Raw genomic sequence first — 21012 nt, forward strand, 5'->3', positions numbered from 1 at the left:
GATTGTTATCTCTCGTCATCGCTTGCCACCGCTCGTCACCAAGATTTTATAGCCTCTAGCAGCGAAGCGCTCTAGCCTCTAGGATTTTAGCTCGTAAGCCTCTAGGCTCTAGGCTTTTGGCTTAGATAGACGGCCTAAAAGTTTTTACCGACAAACAAATAGAATGCTGTTTCACCGCGATCGGTAAAACCAAAACCTAATGCTGCCGGGCCCCAGTCGGTATCAGTACCTAAATACAAACTACTGGCGTAAATCAAATCATCTAAATCGACATCATCACGATCAAACCACACATTACCAGCTTCAAGACTGGTACCTAAATACAAAGGCAAGTCGGTGATCAGTACATCACGGCCGAGATCATATTGATAAATCACGGCTCCAAACACTTTATGTGCACCAATTAAGGTGTCTTTACGGAAACCCGACAAATTCAAGAAGCCGCCTAAATCTGCCACATGCAAGGTAAAGTTACCGTCATTCTCAACAGTTGCCAGTTCCATCTTACCTACAATGGCGTGATTTCCGAGTTTCAACGCACCTTTCCAATCTGCTTCAAATTGCCATGCTAAGTCATCACTAAAAGTCGTATCGACATTGCTTAGTCCATTGTAGGATTCATCTCTTAAGTAGCTGACAAAGGTAATTCGATTACCTTCCGTCGGGAAGCTAATGCTGTTTAGGCTGTCGTAGGCCACTTTTAAATAGCCACCCGTGGAATGATAATCTAGTGAATCAACCGAGCCAAATTCACTGCTAACCCGACCATCTTCGCCGACAAAACCTAATTCGATAATACCATCTGAATCAAAGTTATAGCCGATACCTAAAACGATTTGAGCAACATTATTTTCGAGTTCTACATAACGGCTATCTTGATCAATTAAATCCCAATCTTTCATTTCATACTGGAATCGCGCTAGGCTATAAAATGTTTGATCACGGTCTAATGGTTGATAAAACTCAGTGCCGACTAACTTTTTATACCCCAGTTCTAATTCGTTACGCCACTCACCACCATTTTCAGTTAAGTCGGTCATGGTGTAAGCCAAACTGAGTGTAATAGCCGAATCTAAGGTGAAATCATCTTCCCAGTTAAAGCCTGCTTGAAAGTAATTCGGCCCCCATGATTTGGCTCTGGTGGTAATGGTTAAAATTCGGCCCTGTTCAACATCTTCAAACTCGGCATCGACACGCTCGAATTTATTCAGTGAATACACTCGATTTAACGCTAAATTTAACTCTTCTTTGGTCAGTACAACGCCTTCGGTAATCCCTAAACGCTCACGCAGTAATTTTTCACTGACTTTTGATTGATTGTCGAAAGCAATTTTATAAATGGGTTTTTTAAGCGGATCGATCCACAGTAAACTTTGTTGTAATTTATCCGCTTGATAAGCTAAATAGTCTTGCTCACTAATACCAAGCGCTTCCAGCTTCACTAACTCTAAATTGGCGGCATTTTCACCTAATTTGAGCGCTAATGGCATGATTGAAAAATCAGTGGTGCTTAGGCTATCAATGGCGGGACGAATGAGGATATCGCTAGACGTCAGTAAGGTTTTTTGGCGAGCTGTGCTCGCTTGAGTCAAAATAGTTGAAAGTTGCTCTAAAACCGCAATGGTACTGTCTAAATGTTCTTGTTTGGTCAGTGCGGAACCAATATCGACGGCAATGATGATATCTGCCCCCATGGCTTTTACCACATCGATAGGCATATTATTGGCAATTCCGCCATCAACCAGTAAACGACCGTTAATCAATGCTGGCTGCAATGCACCTGGAACTGTGGCAGATGCTTGCATGGCTTGTACTACACTGCCGCTGGATAACACCACAGCTTCACTGGTTGCTAAATCCGTCGCCACCGCTCGGTACGGAATCGCGAGTTCATCAAAGTCACCAAACTGTTCAACTAACCCAGTGGAGTGGCGCAGTAATTGAGACATGCTTTGGCCACGTAACAAACCACTAGGTGAGGTTAAGCTATTATTGTTATAACCCACGGTCAGTGGAATATTAAACTGATCTCGTTGCTGTTTATCACGGTAGCTTAATTTATCGCGCGGAATGGTGTCTGAGTAGCCTTTAGACCACTCACCACTAAGCATTATTTCTTCTATTTGATCGGCGTTATAGCCTAACGCGTACATGCCAGCAACATAAGCACCAATACTGGTACCCGCAATGTAATCAACAGGAATATGATATTTTTCAAGTACTTTCAACACACCAATATGAGCAGCACCTTTTGCCCCGCCGCCACTCAGCACTAAGCCAATAGTGGGCCTTTCTTTAGCGGCTTTTTTTGCAGCATAGACAGGTTGCACTACTAGGCTAAAGCAAATACAGCTAGCCAAAAACCAGGTAGGTAAGTTAAGGCGCAAAATTTGTTGCATAAATCATTCCGAAAGTAAGTAAAAACAACTTATTCTAACAAAATTTAATCAATACCCATACTAATGGATAGCAGCAACAAGATTACCCTGGCATCACTAATGAACTCATCATTCATTAATCCCCATTTGTCGCTTAATATCGAGCTCAAGTTCGGCTTTGGGCATCGGCTTGGCAAAATAATATCCCTGAATAATATGACAACCACGCTTAACGACTTGTGCAAGTTGCTCAGATGTTTCAACACCTTCAGCCACGACTTCAAGCGATAGGTTACGTGCTAATTCAATAATACTGCTCACAATGGCTTGATCGGCTTGATGGTTGTCAATATGAATTAAAAACGAGCGATCTATTTTCAGAATATTGACTTGGAATGAACGTAAATACGCAAGCGACGAATAACCTGTACCAAAATCATCTATAGCAACATCAATACCTAACTGCTCTAACGCGAGTAAATGCTGGCTGGCGATAGCAATTTCTTTCATCAATACGCCTTCGGTAATTTCTACCGACAAACATTTAGCAGGCATGCCAGTTTGATGTAATGTTGCGGTTAAAAAGTCGATAAAGTCTGGCTGTCTGAAATGCATTGCAGACACATTAACCGACACTTTTATGTCGCTTTGGTATCGCTGATGCCAATCTGCACCGTCGAGACAAGCTTGAGTTAGCACCCAACGATCAATCTCAACAATCAAACCACAGGATTCTGCAATACCTATAAACACATCGGGGTTAACCATGCCATCTTTTGGGTGTTTCCAACGAATTAACGCTTCAACGCCAACAATACTGTTTTGTTGGTTAACATCTATCTGAGGCTGGTAATACAATTCAAATTCATTGCACAGTATCGCTCGATGCAAATCAGCCTCTATGCGTAAGTGATATAAGGCTTCTGCATTCCGTTCTGCTGAATAATATTGAAAATTACCACGGCCCTCTTCTTTAGCATGGTACATGGCTAAATCGGCGTTTTTAATCAAGGTTTCTGGCGTTTGATCATCGCCAGACCAAATGCTGATACCAATGCTGGTCGAAATAAAAAATTCTCGACCGTATAATTTAAAAGGCGTTTCGATTTGTTTTAATAACTGTTTGGCAATGTGGTTAATGGTGTCGACGTCTTTTGCATCACGCAGCAAAATAACAAACTCATCACCACCAAAACGACACAATAAATGTTCTTCAGACAAACAAGACTGTAGTCGACTTGCGGCTTCAACGAGTAATGCATCACCCATACTGTGACCGTATGAGTCGTTAACATGTTTAAATCTGTCGAGATCTAAAAACAATAACGCTAAGGTTTCTTTGTGCTGTTTTGCTATTTCAATAACCTGGCCCAATCGGCGCGAAAACATCGCTCGATTAGCTAAGCCGGTTAACATGTCATTGTTTGCTAAACGGCGCAGATGTAACTCATTATGTTTACGCTCAGTGATATCAGAAAACACCACCACATAATGTAATGCCGAACCATTCATATTGAACATGGTCGATACATTGATCCAAACAGGGCATCGGCTACCATCACTACAATTAAATTCACATTCTCCGGTCCAAAAGCGCTCCTTATCGAACACATCGTCCATATCAAAAGGTTCTACGGTCTCAAACACTAAGTCGGAAAAAGGTGTGCCGGCCAAATCACTCTTTTTAGCCGCTAGAATTAAATTAGCCGCTGCATTGCTAATTTTGATGTTCTTTTTCATGTCTAATATCAACATGCCTTCGGAAGTATTTTCAAATGCTTGGGCTAATAAATTAACCTCACTTTCAAGGGTTTTTTGTTGAGTGATGTCGGTATACATCCCTGCAGCATAAATTAATCTTCCATTGTTAAGATCTACCTCAATAGCACGGCCTTTAATGCGTAACCAATGCCACTGATGATCATGCTGATTACGATATCGATACTCGGCATCAATCATCTCGACGTTACCGTTAACAAGGTCCTGCCAAACCGATGTGATTCTCTCAACATCGTCTTGATGAATTGGGATATCTTCTAGTTTAACGTCAATCTGCTGCTCTGGTCCTAATACACCACCGCGATTATCGAGTGACAGCACTTGTGTTGATTTATGCCACTCCCATAGGTCCGAATCGCTGCCTTTTAACGATTGACGTAGGCGTTCATCACTTTCAACCAAAGCATGATTCATTTGCTTAAACCGATGAATTTGCCGCTGTCTATATAACAATATAATGGCGGCTATCAGTAAAATACTAAAAATCAATGCGCCTTTAAATTGTTGTGAGCGCCACCAAAACTGCTTTACAGTAAATCGATATTGAAATGGCTCATTCGACCACACGCCATTTCTTTTATATAAAAGCTCAAGTGCATACGACCCAGCACTTAAACCGGTAATATTAATCTGTGACTGGCCTTCTAATAACACGTAATTGCCAGAGTCTGCGCCATCTTTGACCAAACGATACTGTATGGTCATTGGCTTATCATCAAGGTAATCGAGCACGGCAATTTGAAAGCTAATTAAGCTGGCACCCGGTTCGACTTGCGACAATTGACTTGGAATGAGATAAACCTCGGTATTGTTTTCATAAAACACCGACACAGATTCAAGTATCACTTTGTCATTTACAGTCCGCGGCGCCAGTTTATCGAGGTCGATTAACATCGCTCCGTCTGGCGTACCCACAAAAAAGCCTTTTGCAGGGTCATAAAACTTTGCCGACTCATTAAATTCATCGGAAATAAAACCGTCTTTATGGCTAAACGAACTGACTTTACCTGTCGCCTTATTAACCTTAATAATGGCACTGGCACAGCCAACAATATGGTCTGTTTCAGAGTCCTGTAAAAAGAACACCACTTTACAATCGATCTTCCACTGTTGATCCAGCGAAATAAGCTCATCGGTTTGAGTATTGAATTGATATATACCTTGCTGGGACGTGCCTAGCCATATAACCCCCGGCGCCACTTGCATAAGACTATTCATGGTTGGGACATTTGTAAAATCAGCAAATACATCCACTTTAGAAATATACTCACCCACAGTGGTTAAATAGCCAAAATGTTTACTGCCACTAATCCATAAATGATCAGCATCATCCCTTAATAAGGCTTTATATAGCGTATGACTTAATGACTGCTGGCCATCTGATAAAACTTGTAACGTCAAATCAGTATTACCATCTTGCCAATAATACAATCCTTTAGTGGTGGTAAACCAAATCACATCACTCAGTAACTCGTCACGATAAATCCCAATGACGATTCTATCGTCCAGTGACTCTTTACCACCACTCCATGTCGCAAAGTCGGTACTGGCATTAGTCAATTTATTAACAACATATAAGCCACTGGTCGTGGCCAACACAAGATGATGTGCGTTTAAAGACTCAATTCGATAAATACTGTCACTCAGTTCAAATCCTTTGGGGATGACCATGGTTGAGGTTTGGCTCTGAGTGTTAACGACAGACAAACCACCATCGGTGCCTAGCCACACCTTATCGCCTTCGCTGTATACCGACCACACCATTTCATTATCAAGTTGATAAGGCGGCTTTTTAGAATAATCTTCAATTAAAAAATGAGGTTTACCCGCTATCACCGCTAACCCATCACCAGAGCCACCAACCCACAGTAAACCTTCAGAATCCACCGCCATATCATGAATGTAATCAATATTAGCTCGCTGTTTAAGCTCGTCATGGTATACGGTTAACTTGTTGTTTTCTGGACTCCAAAAAATCAATCCTGCTCGGCTTGAAATCCACAAGTCACCATTAAGATCTTGCTCCATTTGGTCAACATAATAGGGAATCTCAGGCACAGATTGCACCGTAAGCGTTTCGGTATTGACCTTAAATAAACCTTTCGATGTCAGCATCCACACTCGTTGTTGTCTATCTTGAAACAACTTCCTGATGGAATCATTTTTATCAGACAACGAAAATAGACCAATGAAGCTACCATCGGCTTGGTGAAGTTGAAGCTCGTGATTAGTTGAAAACAAATACTGGGAATTGTGCAATTCAAGCGCATTGCGCCAAGGTAAATTATGGTCTAAAGAATGACTTGGAGATAAAGACAATTGCTGAGAAGCATCATCAAAATAATACACTTGACCAGAATAAGCGAGTATCAGCAATCGTCCATCAAGCTGGCGCTGAGTTGCCGCCACGCGAATACTGTTATTGATATTAGTCGCATCATTATCTTCAGGTTTAAGCAATAAACTGAAGTGATTATCTAAAATACTGTAAAGATATAGCGAGGAATTAGTGCCAACAAGTAAATGGTCTTGGCCAGAATTAACTACTGTTGTAATCAGTTCGTCATCAAGTACCGAATCAAAACCCACTTTATCAATACGCCTTACTTTACTATTACTAACGCGATAAAGACCTTGCTGAGTCGCCAGCCAAACATAACCATAACGGTCAAAACTAATGTCTTGAATCGTCGCATTAGCTAAGCCATCTTTGGCGTTAAAGACTCGCTGAACAATGTCTGCACTACACGCAGGCAATACAGTAAATAAAGACAATATAAAACAGCCTAGGCTCACCAATACTGCTCTGGTCATAAATTCAGTTTATCCTTTACGTGATCAAATGCAGGCAAGCCCCACACGTAGCAAAAAACAGGCTTATCATCATCGACACATTAATCATCTTGGTGTTGTGATGGATCGGTTACTAGCCAAAAAAGTTAATATCACTTATTTTTATTGTTAACGACTTGAATGCGATTTTTATAAGTAATATTAAAGTTTTAACATTATTTTAGTAGGAAAGTCACCCCCGATTGAATCATTATTCGATTCGCTTTCTATTCTGCTAAATCAACATGTTGTGAAATGCCCTATAACGTAATATAACTCACACATATTAATCATTAAGACTAGCCTAAAATATCAGAAAAAAGACAAAAAAAAGCACCCCAAAATGGAATGCTTTTTTAAGGCTATTTAGTCAGTGTAAGTTACTTCTTCTTAACCGCTTTAGGGTTAGGTAAGTCAGTAATTGAACCTTCATACATTTCAGCCGCTAAGCCTACAGACTCATGTAATGTTGGGTGAGCATGAATCGTTAATGCGATATCTTCAGCATCACAACCCATTTCAATTGCTAGGCCAATTTCACCTAATAATTCACCGCCGTTAGATCCAACAATAGCACCACCGATCACGCGATGAGTCTCTTTGTCGAAAATTAACTTAGTCATACCTTCACTGCAATCTGAAGCGATTGCACGGCCACTTGCAGCCCAAGGGAAAGTCGCGGTTTCGTAAGCAATACCTTGCTCTTTCGCTTCTTTCTCAGTTAAACCGACCCATGCTACTTCAGGATTAGTATAAGCAATTGATGGAATCACTTTAGGATCGAAGTAGTGCTTCATGCCCGAAATCACTTCCGCAGCAACATGACCTTCATGCACACCTTTATGAGCCAACATAGGCTGACCAACGATATCACCGATAGCATAAATATGCGGTACGTTAGTGCGTAACTGCTTATCAACGTTAATAAAGCCACGTTCATCAACATTCACACCTGCTTTTTCAGCAGCTAAAGACTTACCATTAGGCGAACGACCAATTGCGACTAAAACAGCATCATAACGAACAGGTTCGGCAGGTGCATTCTTGCCTTCCATTGTTACGTAAATACCGTCGTCTTTTGCTTCAACTGCGGTCACTTTAGTTTCAAGAATAAGGTTAAACTTCTTCTTGATTTGCTTAGTGAATACACGGACAACGTCTTTATCTGCAGCAGGAATAACTTGGTCAAACATTTCAACCACGTCAATTTTACTGCCTAAAGATGAATACACAGTACCCATTTCTAGACCAATAATACCGCCACCCATCACTAATAACTTACCAGGCACTTCTTTCAGTTCAAGTGCATCAGTTGAGTCCCAAATACGTGGGTCGTCATGTGGAATAAACGGTAATTTAATTGGACGTGAACCCGCTGCAATAATGGCTTGTTCAAACTGAACAACAGTCACAGTACCATCTTCAGCAGTAACTTCTAAGCTATTAGGGCCAGTGAACTTACCAAAACCATTAACCACATCAACTTTACGCATTTTAGACATTCCGCCTAAACCGCCTGTTAATTGGCCAATGACTTTATTTTTAAAGCTACGTAATTTGTCTAAATCAATCTTTGGCTCACCAAAAACAACACCATGGTCAGCAACAATTTTGGCTTCTTCAATGACTTTTGCTACGTGCAATAGTGCTTTTGAAGGAATACAACCAACGTTTAGACACACACCACCAAGGGTACTGAAACGCTCAACAATTATGGTGTCTAAGCCTAAGTCAGCAGCACGAAACGCCGCAGAATAACCTGCTGGGCCTGCTCCTAGTACGACTACTTGAGTTTTGATTTCGTTACTCATGATTTCCTCTAATCTTGTTCATTCCGTGTGAAAGACGGATCGGCCCAAATGTCGATGTCGCCAGCTTGAAACTTACGTTTCACTTCCAATTTCTTTCAATTGTGGACTAAAAAATTGGGATGGGCGCATTTTATACTCAAATCAATTTGTTTGAAACCGATCACAATAAAAAGGTCGCTCATATGAGCGACCTTTGTGGTTATAAAATCAATGTACGAATGTCTGATAGTATCGCAGACAAGGTCACACTAAAGCGTGCAGCCATTGCGCCATCAATAACGCGATGGTCATATGACAACGATAACGGCAACATTAATTTAGGTTCAAACTCTTTACCATTCCACTTTGGCTTAATTTCAGATTTTGATACACCTAAAATAGCCACGTCTGGGTAGTTAACAATCGGCGTAAACGCCGTACCGCCAATACCACCTAAACTTGAAATGGTAAAACAGCTACCTTGCATGTCAGCAGACTTAAGTTTGCCGTCACGAGCACGGATAGAAATGTCGGTTAACTCACGCGACAATTCAACAATGCCTTTCTTATCAACGTCACGTACCACCGGAACCATGAGGCCATTTGGCGTATCAACAGCAACACCAATGTGGAAGTACTTCTTCTGAATAAGCGACTCACCATCAGGGCTCAAACTAGAGTTAAACACAGGGAACTCAGCTAATGCTTTGGCGACAGCTTTCATCATGAACACTAGTGGAGTGATCTTGTAATCCGCTTTCTTCTTCGCGGCAAGGTCGTTCTGCTGCTTACGGAATGCTTCCATCTCAGTGATATCAGCTTCGTCAAACTGGGTGACATGTGGAATGGTTACCCAGTTGCGATGCAAATTAGGACCAGAGATTTTCTGGATACGGCTTAGTGGTATTTCTTCCACTTCACCAAACTTACTGAAATCAACTTTAGGCGCTGCAATCACGTTTAAGCCACCAGCACCACCAGAAACCGCTGTAGCAGCAGTTGCTTTAGGGCGTGATAATTCGTATTTCACAAACGCTTGCACGTCTTCTTTCAAAATACGCGCTTTACGGCCAGTACCAGAAACCTTGGTTAAATCAACACCAAACTCACGCGCTAAGCGACGTACCGCAGGCGAAGCATGAACAACGCCAGTTGACGCAGTCACTGCAGCACTTGGATGAAACGGCACTGGTGGAGTTGATGGACGATTAGCCGCCATAGTTGGCGCGGCTGCCGCTGGAGCGGGTTCTGCTTGAGCAGGAGCAGCTTGCGCTACTGGTGCAGAGCTAGTGGTTTCAATGGTCGCAATTAAGCTACCTTGAGACACTTTATCGCCCACTTTAACCGTTAACGACACTAATTTACCGGCAAACGGTGCTGGCACTTCCATCGTAGCTTTGTCTGTTTCAAGGGTAATTAACCCTTGATCTGCAGTGATTTCATCACCAACAGAAACCAACACTTCGATAATATCAACATCATTGGCGTCGCCAATATCAGGCACATGAATTTCTTGTACTTGAGTTGTCGTTGCGGCTTGTGCTGCAGGAGCCTGAGCCGCTTGAGCAACCGGTGCAGCGGCTTGTGGCGCAGATGCAGTAGGTGCAGCTGCAACAGGCGCAGAACCGGCAACTTCTAGCGTGATAACCAATGAACCTTCAGACACTTTGTCGCCAACGGCTACAGTCACTGATTTAACCACACCCGCTTTAGGTGACGGTACGTCCATGGTTGCTTTATCGGTTTCTAAGGTAATTAACCCCGTATCAACGTCAATGCTATCACCAACAGCAACTAATACTTCGATGACTGACACGTCAGTGTCTCCGCCGATATCAGGTACTTTTACTTCAATCACTTCTGAGCTACCAACACTTGGTGCGGCAACTGGCGTCACTGGTGCAGGAGCTGCTGCTTGTGCCACTGGCGCTTCAGCTTTAGGTGCTGGCGCAGCTGCTTCGGCTTTAGCCGGTGCAGCGTCAGCTGCACTCATCATCGCAATCAAGGTACCTTCAGAAACGGTATCACCGACAGCAATTTTTAATTCTGCTAACGTACCAGCAAAAGGTGCTGGAATGTCCATGGTCGCTTTATCACTTTCAACTGTAATGATTGATGCTTCTTTTTCAAGATAATCACCAACCGCAGCACAAATTTCAATAACCTGTACTGCATCAGTATCGATGTTAGGAACCAAAACTTCTTTTAATTCAGCCATTTTGTATCCCCTTACGCGAACTGTGGGTTAATCTTGTCAGCATCAATACCATATTCAGCGATGGCTTTAGTCAACACATCAACAGGCATTTCATTACGATCAACAAGAGACTTCAGTGCCGCAATAACAATAAACTTAGCGTCTACTTCAAAGTGGTGACGTAAGTTTGCGCGGCTATCGCTACGACCAAAACCATCAGTACCAAGTACTTTATAGTCTGTCGGTACGAAAGCACGTAATTGCTCGCCGTATATCTTCATGTAGTCAGTAGCCACAATCGCTGGCGCGTCTGCAGATAATATTTGGCTAATATATGCTTGCTTAGGTTTTGCTGTTGGGTGCAACATGTTCCAACGCTCAGCAGCCTGGCCGTCACGAGTTAACTCGTTAAAGCTAGTTACACTGAATACGTCAGCGCTTACGCCAAAGTCTTTTGCTAATGCTTGTGCAGCTTTACGCACTTCTTCAAGTATCGTACCGCAACCCATTAACTGCACTTTACCTTTACCACTACCGGCAACTGTTTCAAGCTTGTAAATACCTTTGACAATACCTTCTTCGGCACCGGCTGGCATTTCTGGCTGAACATAGTTTTCGTTCATTGTAGTTAGGTAGAAGAAGATATCTTCTTGATTTTCGCCATACATACGACGAATACCATCTTGTACTACAACTGCAATTTCATAACCGTAAGTTGGATCGTAAGAGATACAGTTTGGAATAGTGTTAGCCAATACGTGGCTGTGACCATCTTGATGCTGTAAACCTTCGCCGTTCAATGTTGTACGGCCTGAAGTACCACCGACTAAGAAACCACGAGCGCGCATGTCGCCAGCAGCCCATGCCATGTCGCCAATACGTTGGAAACCAAACATAGAGTAGTAGATGTAAAACGGAATCGTTGGCATGTTATTGACTGAGTAGCTAGTTGCAGCTGATACCCAAGATGACATTGCACCTAATTCGTTAATACCTTCTTGTAAAACCTGACCGGTTTTATCTTCACGGTAGTACGCCACTTGATCAGAATCTTGTGGGATATATTTTTGGCCTTCGTGAGCATAAATACCCACTTGACGGAATAAACCTTCCATACCAAAAGTACGCGCTTCATCAGGAATAATCGGCACAATACGCTTGCCAATACCCTTGTCTTTCAATAACGCGGTTAATACACGTACAAACGCCATGGTTGACGAAATTTCACGGCCATTAGAGCCTTTCAAAATCGAATCAAAAATTTTCAATGAAGGAATTTCTAACTCTTCAGTGAACTTTTCACGACGTTGCGGTAAATAACCTAATAATGCTTCACGACGACTCTTCAAGTATTTCACTTCTTCAGAGTCTGGACCTGGATGATAGAAAGGCAGATCTTCCAGCTGGTCATCAGGGATCGGGATATTGAAACGATCACGGAAGTAGCGAATAGATTCAGCGCCCATCTTCTTCACGTTGTGAGCGATGTTTTTACCTTCGCCTGCATCACCTAAACCGTAACCTTTAACGGTTTTAGCTAAGATAACGGTTGGGCGACCTTTAGTTTTCTGTGCATGTTCAAGTGCAGCGTAAACTTTAACAGGATCATGACCACCACGGTTTAAGCGCCAAATGTCATCATCTGACATGTTAGCAACCATTTCGGCAGTTTCAGGGTACTTACCAAAGAAATGCTCACGCGTATACGCGCCGCCTTTGGCTTTACAGTTTTGGTATTCACCGTCTACGGTTTCTTCCATTAACTGTAATAATTTACCGCTAGTATCACGAGCCAATAACGGATCCCAATAGCGTCCCCAAATCACTTTAACCACTTCCCAGCCTGCGCCGCGGAATTCGCCTTCAAGTTCTTGGATAATTTTACCGTTACCACGTACAGGACCATCAAGACGCTGTAAGTTACAGTTAACGATAAAGACTAAGTTATCTAATTCTTCACGGGCAGCTAAACCAATAGCACCTAATGCTTCTGGCTCATCACACTCACCGTCGCCTAAGAAACAGTAAACCGTCTGCTTAGAACAATCTTTTAAACCACGGTCAGTTAAATACTTTAAATAGCGTGCTTGGTAAATCGCTTGAATAGGACCTAGACCCATCGATACCGTCGGGAACTGCCAATAAGTAGGCATTAACTTAGGGTGTGGGTACGAAGAAAGTCCTTTGCCATCAACTTCTTGACGGAAGTTAGCCATTTGTTCTTCAGTAATACGGCCTTCAAGGAACGAACGCGCATAAATACCAGGTGCAATATGACCTTGGAAATACACCAAATCACCACCGTCATGCTCATTAGGCGCACGGAAGAAATGGTTAAAACACACATCGTAAATTGTCGCACTAGACGCGAAACTTGAAATATGGCCACCCAGCTCTAAATCTTTCTTAGAACCACGTAACACCATCGCCAAAGCATTCCAACGAATAATCGCCCGAATACGGCGTTCCATTTCTTGGTTGCCAGGCATATTTGGTTCTTGCCCTGCTGGAATAGTGTTTAAATACGCAGTTGTCGCGTTATACGGTAAGTGAGTACCGTTACGGCGAGCTTTGTCGATTAATTTTTCGAGTAAAAAGTGTGCACGTTCAGGCCCTTCTTGCTCTAACACAGCTTGTAGAGCATCAACCCACTCTTGGGTTTCTGATGGGTCTAAATCTTGAAGCATATCTTCAGACATCTCGCAGTCCTTCTCTATATACGGATTATATTTCGGCTTTTTGCTGCTTGTTGACACAGCAAAAGTGTATTCTTATTCAAAGTGACAAGTGCTACACGCCGCTCTTTAAACGGCGCAAACTACGTTGCAACCGACTGTCTTCTTCCCTTACTGACAACATGACTTCTTCGATGTAGCTTAAGTGCTCATTCGAAGCTTCACGTGCAGCGTCTGGGTCCCGGCGTATAATCGCAGCCAGTAACGCGCGCCTGTGATCATTTGCCATGGTGGAAGCTTCTTCGCGTATGCTTAAAAGCTCCAGATTTTGTGCGACATTTTTGTGCAGCACAGGGGTTAAACTTAATACTAAATGCAACATAGCAACATTGTGTGATGCCTCAGCAACCGCACGATAAAAACGTACAATTGCAGCAGCTTTAGCCTCAATATTCGTCGCAGCTTCCACTTCAATAATTCGTTTTTGAATATTCTGCATATCCGAATCGGTGCCGCGCAGCGCAGCATAATACGCCATCATGCCTTCAGTGGCGTGACGGAATTCGAGTAAGTCATACTGACTTTCAGAGTCGTTATGCATTAATTCAACAATAGGATCGGCAAGGCTTTGCCACAGTTGTTCTTTAACATAGGTGCCACCGCCTTGACGACGCATGAGCAACCCTTTAGCTTCTAATTTTTGAATCGCTTCACGTAATGAAGGACGAGACACTTCAAATTGTACCGCGAGTTCGCGTTCAGGAGGTAGTTTCTGACCAGGCTGCAAACTGCCCTCTAGGATCATCCGCTCTAATTGCTCCATGATCACATCAGAAATTTTTGGCTGGTTAATCTTAATATAAGCCATTTAGCGCTCTGCTCCCTAAACAAGCAATTGTCAATTGGTCTTACCAATTAATATGAGAGAGCGCACTTTATCAAATCATACAAGCCGTGTCTAGTTATCAGCATACCGACAAAAGAACACCGCTTTGTTTAAAACGCTCAAGCCCAGAGCATAACCGATATTTATGCTTAAGGGGTCAGACCATTTACCCGAAAGTCCTAGAAACTAGAGCGCTACGCTTCTAGAGGCTATAAAATCTCAGCAGCGAAGCTGTCCTAGAATCTCAGCAGCGAAGCTGTCATAGAATCTCAGCAGCAAAGCTGTCCTAGAATCTTAGCAGCGAAGCTGTCCTAGAATCTTAGCAGCGAAGCTGTCATAGAATCTTAGCAGCGAAGCTGTCCTAGAATCTCAGCAGCGAAGCTGTCCTAGAATCTCAGCAGCAAAGCTGTCCTAGAATCTTAGCAGCAAAGCTGTCCTAGCAGGACGTAGTCCGCCCTAGAAGCGCAGCGCACTATCCGCGTAGCGCCCTAGAGTCTAACTAACAAATCCAAAAATGGTTAATACCGAAACCATGGTTAGCAGTAATACAAAGTTACGCTTACTTAATGCCAGTAATGCCAAGGTAGATTGCACACTCAACGGCGCATCTCCAACTTCAGGTAAAGACTCTGCCGCAACAGCAGTATGGGTCACTATCGTTTTAGCATCGGTATTGACACTTAAACCATATTGTCGCCAAACGCTTAACCCTGAACTAAACTGACCACTTAACACATAACCAAAACTAAACACTCTGCTTGGCAACCAATCAAATATCATTTGTAAACGGTCGACCAATGGCATTTCAAGCTTATTCTTACTGTTGTACTCACTATAAAAACGCACTGTACAATATAAAACTGCACCTACTGGGCCTAAAAATATCAAATACAACGCCACAGCACCGTAATAGCGGTAATTAATCCACGCCACCATTTGGCCCACTTTGCGGCCTAAATCCTGTTCGTCCACGACATCCAAATGCTCTGTAGAGTCCAACTCGCTAGCGTAACAGTAACAGGCTTGTACATCGCCGCGGCATGCCGCTTGAATATACTGTTTAAACACAATTCGTAATGATTGGTGACTAAAGCAAATAATCGATATCAGCACCCAAAACAACAAGCTCAATAAATCAAAAAAAATGCCATCAAGCAGAAAACAGATCAACAACACTAATAAAGCAGGCAACACGATGGCAATCACCACACCGAATGGTGATTTTAGCGACTGGCTATCCCAAAACTGCTTTTGGTAACGCGTCATCACACTATCGAACTGCCAACCACTCGGCAGAAGCTTCATACGCTCAACTAGAATTGCCACTAATAATGAAAATAACGCCATGAATATCCTTTTAACTTCAATTCAGTTGTTGCTATCGCTATTAAAGAACCGTTTTTACGTGGGCGATGGCTACAAATGCTCTCAGCAAATGAGATCAATAAATGCGACCAACAACAGTTATGTCCACAAGACTAGCCTAAGCAACGGCAATGGCTTGCTTATATCGAGACCAATCAAAACTAAAACCTGGGTCTGTTTTACGCCCTGGTGCGATATCACAATGGCCAACAATATTATTTACGTTAATCATAGGATACTGCGCCATTAACTCAAATGTTAACAGCATTAATTGATGATATTGCTCATCGGTATAACCACTACTATCGGTGCCTTCTAGTTCAATACCAATTGCAAAGTCGTTACAGCCCTTACGCCCGTTAAACTCAGAGATACCAGCGTGCCATGCTCTGTCATCACAACTCACATACTGCACCACTTCACCATCGCGGCGAATTAAAAAGTGTGCCGAAACTTGCAAACCTGCCAACTCAGCAAAACTGTCGTCAGCATCAATATCTAAGCAGCCTTGAAAAAGTGCATCAATGTGCGGTAAGCCAAAACAACCCGCCGGTAAACTAATATTGTGTATCACCAACAAACTCACCTCATCTGTTGGCCGTGAATTAAAATGGGGCGAAATACACTTTCTAGCGCTGGCTAACCAACCTTGTTTTAATAAGCCTTTTGCCATATTCATCCTTTAAACATAACGACATAACCTCAACCAGAGTTAACAATAGGATTTAAGCCAAAATTAGAATAATTGGCCTATTGGAGATCAAACTTGTCATTTGCTTAGCTAACAAGGTACTGCCACTTATCATTAGCAGTGTCAGTAGCTGGTCCATTGTAAGTCAATGCAACACAGTTAGCGGAGCAAAGGACAGTTCGACAACCGTTTATTATCCCAAACTAAGGTTATTTAACCATTCTCAATCTGAATTTAACAGTATTAAACGGCCATACCCATGCTGAAAATTGCCGACTGGGTAGTGTCAGTATCTAGCCAAGTTATGGTAATCTTTAACAAATGCATTCTGTAACAAACACTCCGTTGAATGCAGATACTGTTTAGCCTTATTACACTCTTTAGCAAGGATTTTGCTTATGTTAGAAAACGACATCCGTCATGCAGTGCAAACAGCGCTTGATGAAGACCTAGGTCACACAGCCCATAATACCATTCACGATATGCTCAATGCTGATATTACTGCTCAGCTTATCCCTGCAGACAAACACGTTTCCGGCGCGTTAATCACCCGTGAAGATGGGGTGTTTTGCGGTAAAGCGTGGGCAGAGCAAGTATTTAATCAACTGGGCAGTGAGGTCGTGCTGCATTGGCATGTTGATGACGGTGACTTAATTGTGGCCAATCAATTGTTATGCGAACTATCTGGCCCAGCACGCGCTATTTTAACTGGCGAACGTACAGCAATGAACTTCATTCAAACCTTGTCAGGGGTAGCCAGCTTAACAAAACTGTACGTTAATAAACTTGCAGGTACCCATACTCAATTGCTCGATACCCGCAAAACCATCCCAGGTCTTCGCACCGCCCAAAAGTACGCAGTAACCTGCGGTGGCGGCAAAAACCATCGCATTGGTTTATTCGATGCGTTCTTAATTAAAGAAAACCACATTATGGCGTGCGGCGGCATCTCACAAGCCATTACAGCAGCGCGCGCTTTAGATGGAAACAAGCCAGTAGAAGTGGAAGTAGAGTCTCTTGATGAGCTCACCCAAGCACTTGATGGCGGAGCCGATATCATTATGCTCGACAACTTTGACGTCACCATGATGGTCGACGCAGTCAGCCTTAATAATCGTTATAAAGATCAAGCTAAAGGCGCTAAATTAGAAGTTTCAGGCAATGTCACGTTAGACACCCTAGCCACCTTTGCACAAACTGGCGTTGATTATATTTCGGTAGGTGCCCTAACTAAGCATGTCAAAGCATTAGATTTATCATTGAGATTAAGGGCTTAATACTTACATTTTCTAGGTTCTAGAACGGACTGCGTCCTGCTAGGTCGCTGCGCTTCTAGGGACAGCTTTGCTGCTAAGATTTTATAGCATCTAACAGCGCAGCGTTCTAGAACCTAGGCTTTTAGCTTAGCGATAAACCTGCCACATCTGCCATCATAAAAAGCGCCAATAAACCGACATTGTTGCATTTTTGTCAAATAATTTTTCTCTATGCCTAGCACGTCAAAAAACATATAGGGTATAATGTGCGGAAAATGTGAAAGCAGAGCCTTTTTAGACATTTATTTTTAATTTGTATCATAAAACTATTCCTTTTTTAGGCAGTTTATACTAACGTCTAATGTAGGCGAGTTGGCCTTTCGGCCATGTACTGCAATACTAAAGTTGCAAAAAACGTCTATGCTTTATCAATCACGTAACATTGATTCAACGGCTTGTTAGTGATATTAATATTACCGATTAATAAAACGAGCGTTTACACTAGCATTGCAGCTCAGCCGAAATGCAATACTGACACAATAAAGTAAGTAGCTTGTTGCTATCTATAAGTGATGGAATTTACTGTCCAATGGATAACAAACATAGCGATGGCTAAACTGTAAAACTTGTTATACTGAAAATGTTTCATAGGTTTAGCCCTCTAAAGCACATTTTTAGAAAAAAGAATTAACAAACCTTGTCATCATGGACACATAAAACTTAAATCATTGCACACTATGGTATGAGTAATATGCACAAGCGACGACATAAACGACATCGTGACAATTAATGTCACATATTTGTGTCTGTAAGGCATTAGGCATATGGATTGCCATTTAGCACACTCAACTATAAACAAGTGTGCTAAAACTCTAGGATTGAAACTGCCACAGCCTATTTTACGGAGAGAAAAATGAAAGGTATTAACCAAATCAAAAACGCTAAGGGTTTCACCCTTATCGAATTAATGATCGTAGTCGCGATCATCGGTATTCTTGCTGCAATCGCACTGCCTGCATACAAAGATTATGTGACAGCTGCACAAGGTGGCGCCGCAATGAAAGGGATTACTTCATACTCAACCAAGGTTCAAACTTGTATTACTACTGGTATTGGTTGTGATGGTATTGGCTTGGAAGCAAGTAAAAATACTAAATTTGGTACTGTAACGGATCCAGTAGAAAACACAGTATTTACCCTAACTTGGACAGAGCCTAAATGTGTACTAGAAGCTGATTATGATGCAACAGGCGGCGTAGCTTTCACAGTGACTGCAGGCGCAAAAGCTCAAACAGGTGATCTTGCTCTATGTTACAAAGGTGCAAACTTAACAGCACCTGCAGCACCTTAAAAATTAAGAAGCTCAATTCATAAATAAAGGGTAAATACTTATAAAGCATTTACCCTTTTTATTGGTAACTAAAAAACATGTCAAATAATGTACTAAATTTAGGATTATCAACACTATTTGTTCGTAAGAATCTTCTTAGCGAGGAGCAGTTATCTACGGCTATCTCACATTCTCGAAAAAATAAATCCTCTTTAGTTAACTCTCTTATTTCAAATAAATTTCTTTCGGCTAGAGAAATTGCAGAATTATGTTATGAAGAATATGGTACACCCCTCCTAGATCTAAATGAGTTTGATATTGGAAATATTTCTGAAGAACTACAGAATAAAAAACTCATAAGTAAACATAAATGCTTACCACTTTTTAAACGCGGCAATCGACTTTACATCGCCACATCAGATCCAACCAATATTGCCGCTCTTGAAGACTTTCAATTCAGCCTTGGTCTACATGCCGAAGCCATATTGGTTGAAGACGATAAACTGCTTAAAGCTCTAGAAAAAATACTAGAAGAAGATATTAGTGGCTTAGGTTTAGAAGGGATAGATGAGGAAGCATTAGCAGGAATCGAAGTCGCTGATACTAGTCGTGACGATGAGCAGACCGGTGATAGCAGTGATGATGCGCCAATTGTTATTTATATTAATAAAATCCTTACTGATGCTATCCGCAAAGGCGCTTCTGACTTGCATTTTGAGCCCTATGAAAAACGCTACCGGATTCGCTTCCGTATTGACGGTATCTTGCATGAAGTATCCGAACCGCCAGTCAATCTCTCCAACCGGATTTCGGCCCGTTTAAAAGTCATGTCAAAACTCGATATCGCAGAACGCCGGGTGCCACAAGATGGCCGCATTAAAATGAAACTTTCGCGTACCAAATCCATCGATTTTCGTGTCAGTAGCTTGCCGACCATTTGGGGCGAGAAAATCGTAATGCGTATTTTGGACTCATCCTCCGCCCAACTGGGGATTGAAAAACTCGGTTATGAAGATGATCAACGTTTATTATATGAAGAGATGCTCGCCAAACCCCAAGGGATGATTCTAGTCACTGGCCCTACAGGTTCTGGTAAAACAGTCTCCTTGTATACCGGCCTAAATATCCTAAATACCGAAGAGCGTAATATTTCTACTGCTGAAGATCCGGTTGAAATAAACCTTGAGGGTGTAAACCAGGTCCACATTAATTTAAAAGCTGGTTTAACTTTCGCATCAGCACTTCGTTCATTCTTACGTCAAGATCCCGATGTGGTAATGGTCGGTGAAATCCGTGACTTAGAAACAGCCGAAATTGCCATTAAAGCGGCTCAAACTGGCCACTTGGTATTATCAACATTGCATACTAACTCGGCAGCGGAAACCTTAACTCGTTTAATCAATATGGGTGTGCCTGGTTATAACATTGCCAGCTCAGTCAATTTAATTATTGCCCAACGACTTGCCAGACGCTTATGCCCAGCATGCAAACACGAAGAGACAATTCCTGTTGCTGAAATGCAACGTTTAGGCTTTACTGAGGCTGACATAGTAAAAGGCTTTAGTGTATTCAAACCTGTCGGTTGTGAGCTATGCTCTGGTGGCTATAAAGGCCGAGTGGGTATATACGAAGTCATGAAAATGAGTGATGAAATTGCTCGCACGATTATGGAAGGCGGCAACTCACTGCAAATTGCCACCTTAGCCAAACAGCAAGGTATGCGCGATTTACGCCAATCAGGATTACTCAAGGTCATTCACGGCGTAACCAGTATTGCCGAAATTAACCGTGTCACCAGTTTTTAATTCAGCTATAGTCAATTCAGTTGTAGTA

General features: G+C 42.3%; 11 protein-coding genes. 3 read left to right on the forward strand and 8 right to left on the reverse strand.

Features of this window, described 5'->3' with window-relative positions; translation table 11 throughout:
- Window positions 1-134: 134 nt before the first annotated feature.
- The 8 genes from AAEY99_RS20000 to ampD form a co-directional block, all read right to left on the reverse strand.
- Window positions 135-2399, reverse strand: coding sequence for a patatin-like phospholipase family protein (locus tag AAEY99_RS20000; protein WP_101087715.1), 2265 nt, complete (start codon window positions 2397-2399; stop codon window positions 135-137).
- Between the two features lie 108 nt (window positions 2400-2507).
- Complete coding sequence (locus tag AAEY99_RS20005; protein WP_351011722.1) at window positions 2508-6971, reverse strand: EAL domain-containing protein; 4464 nt, start codon at window positions 6969-6971, stop codon at window positions 2508-2510.
- Between the two features lie 398 nt (window positions 6972-7369).
- Window positions 7370-8800, reverse strand: a complete 1431-nt coding sequence (lpdA, locus tag AAEY99_RS20010) for a dihydrolipoyl dehydrogenase (RefSeq protein ID WP_101087717.1) — start codon at window positions 8798-8800, stop codon at window positions 7370-7372.
- Window positions 8801-8999: 199 nt separating this feature from the next.
- The gene (aceF, locus tag AAEY99_RS20015; protein WP_351011724.1) at window positions 9000-10997 is read right to left on the reverse strand and encodes a dihydrolipoyllysine-residue acetyltransferase; all 1998 of its coding nucleotides are present in this window, start codon (window positions 10995-10997) and stop codon (window positions 9000-9002) included.
- An 11-nt stretch (window positions 10998-11008) separates the two neighbouring features.
- Window positions 11009-13675 (reverse strand): pyruvate dehydrogenase (acetyl-transferring), homodimeric type, encoded by a 2667-nt coding sequence (gene aceE, locus AAEY99_RS20020; RefSeq protein ID WP_351011726.1) that lies wholly within the window; start codon window positions 13673-13675, stop codon window positions 11009-11011.
- A gap of 91 nt (window positions 13676-13766) precedes the next feature.
- Entirely contained in the window at window positions 13767-14519 is a 753-nt protein-coding gene (pdhR, locus tag AAEY99_RS20025) for a pyruvate dehydrogenase complex transcriptional repressor PdhR (protein ID WP_101087720.1), read from the reverse strand.
- 513 nt (window positions 14520-15032) lie between these two features.
- Window positions 15033-15884, reverse strand: coding sequence for a beta-lactamase regulator AmpE (gene ampE, locus AAEY99_RS20030; protein WP_351011728.1), 852 nt, complete (start codon window positions 15882-15884; stop codon window positions 15033-15035).
- A 136-nt stretch (window positions 15885-16020) separates the two neighbouring features.
- Window positions 16021-16575: a 1,6-anhydro-N-acetylmuramyl-L-alanine amidase AmpD gene (gene ampD, locus AAEY99_RS20035; RefSeq protein WP_351011729.1), complete on the reverse strand. Its 555-nt coding sequence runs from the start codon at window positions 16573-16575 to the stop codon at window positions 16021-16023.
- 416 nt (window positions 16576-16991) lie between these two features.
- Here ampD and nadC point away from each other — a divergent pair, with 416 nt between their 5' ends.
- The 3 genes from nadC to pilB all read left to right on the forward strand — a co-directional run bounded on the left by nadC (window position 16992) and on the right by pilB (window position 20984).
- Window positions 16992-17870 carry a carboxylating nicotinate-nucleotide diphosphorylase gene (gene nadC, locus AAEY99_RS20040; protein WP_351011731.1) on the forward strand — a complete coding sequence of 293 codons (879 nt, stop codon included), beginning with the start codon at window positions 16992-16994 and terminating at the stop codon, window positions 17868-17870.
- An 892-nt stretch (window positions 17871-18762) separates the two neighbouring features.
- Entirely contained in the window at window positions 18763-19200 is a 438-nt protein-coding gene (locus tag AAEY99_RS20045; protein ID WP_351011733.1) for a prepilin-type N-terminal cleavage/methylation domain-containing protein, read from the forward strand.
- A gap of 77 nt (window positions 19201-19277) precedes the next feature.
- Window positions 19278-20984, forward strand: coding sequence for a type IV-A pilus assembly ATPase PilB (gene pilB, locus AAEY99_RS20050; protein ID WP_351011735.1), 1707 nt, complete (start codon window positions 19278-19280; stop codon window positions 20982-20984).
- Window positions 20985-21012 lie beyond the last annotated feature (28 nt).

It is taken from the genome of Shewanella sp. S1-58-MNA-CIBAN-0166 (assembly GCF_040310085.1).
Classification (GTDB): domain Bacteria; phylum Pseudomonadota; class Gammaproteobacteria; order Enterobacterales; family Shewanellaceae; genus Shewanella.

What these genes read in the sequence shown, in the direction of transcription:
- AAEY99_RS20000 (WP_101087715.1), bottom strand. Translation starts at nt 2,399, where the DNA reads ATGCAACAAATTTTGCGCCTTAACTTACCTACCTGGTTTTTGGCTAGC.
- AAEY99_RS20005 (WP_351011722.1), bottom strand. Translation starts at nt 6,971, where the DNA reads ATGACCAGAGCAGTATTGGTGAGCCTAGGCTGTTTTATATTGTCTTTA.
- lpdA (WP_101087717.1), bottom strand. Translation starts at nt 8,800, where the DNA reads ATGAGTAACGAAATCAAAACTCAAGTAGTCGTACTAGGAGCAGGCCCA.
- aceF (WP_351011724.1), bottom strand. Translation starts at nt 10,997, where the DNA reads ATGGCTGAATTAAAAGAAGTTTTGGTTCCTAACATCGATACTGATGCA.
- aceE (WP_351011726.1), bottom strand. Translation starts at nt 13,675, where the DNA reads ATGTCTGAAGATATGCTTCAAGATTTAGACCCATCAGAAACCCAAGAG.
- pdhR (WP_101087720.1), bottom strand. Translation starts at nt 14,519, where the DNA reads ATGGCTTATATTAAGATTAACCAGCCAAAAATTTCTGATGTGATCATG.
- ampE (WP_351011728.1), bottom strand. Translation starts at nt 15,884, where the DNA reads ATGGCGTTATTTTCATTATTAGTGGCAATTCTAGTTGAGCGTATGAAG.
- ampD (WP_351011729.1), bottom strand. Translation starts at nt 16,575, where the DNA reads ATGGCAAAAGGCTTATTAAAACAAGGTTGGTTAGCCAGCGCTAGAAAG.
- nadC (WP_351011731.1), top strand. Translation starts at nt 16,992, where the DNA reads ATGTTAGAAAACGACATCCGTCATGCAGTGCAAACAGCGCTTGATGAA.
- AAEY99_RS20045 (WP_351011733.1), top strand. Translation starts at nt 18,763, where the DNA reads ATGAAAGGTATTAACCAAATCAAAAACGCTAAGGGTTTCACCCTTATC.
- pilB (WP_351011735.1), top strand. Translation starts at nt 19,278, where the DNA reads ATGTCAAATAATGTACTAAATTTAGGATTATCAACACTATTTGTTCGT.